Annotated in this window: 1 protein-coding gene; it reads right to left on the minus strand. The window is 54.4% G+C overall.

Annotated features, from left to right (window positions below):
• Positions 1-366, minus strand: a 366-nt coding sequence (locus EZM41_RS13730) for an ABC transporter permease subunit (RefSeq protein WP_342449264.1), incomplete at both ends; no start/stop codon positions are given.

Genomic DNA, 366 nt, shown 5'->3' on the forward strand with positions numbered 1-366 from the left:
GGCACATTGAGGTGGGGATGGTTTTGACACAATAGACAGATCATCTTGCGACAACTCAGAATAAGTATGTGGGGATGGTCGCGCGGGCAACCATGAACGTCGGGATCGTGGGCGCAAAACCTCCACTTGCCGTCGACACCCTGGACCCTGTGCACAACTCCTGCTTCCTCCAAGAGCGATACAGTGATTGGGAAGAATATAATCCCCGCGGCCATCACCACCTTGCTCGTGACGCCGTAACCGAGCCATACTATGAGGAGCGGTGCGAGGGCAAAGACTGGGATAGCCTGAGAGGCCACAAGCAGCGGGGAAGAGCACGTTCTACAATCTTGTGATAAAACATGGAAATAGCAAGCGGCACAGCCA

The sequence above is a fragment of the Acetomicrobium sp. S15 = DSM 107314 genome (genome assembly GCF_016125955.1).
Taxonomy (GTDB): domain Bacteria; phylum Synergistota; class Synergistia; order Synergistales; family Thermosynergistaceae; genus Thermosynergistes; species Thermosynergistes pyruvativorans.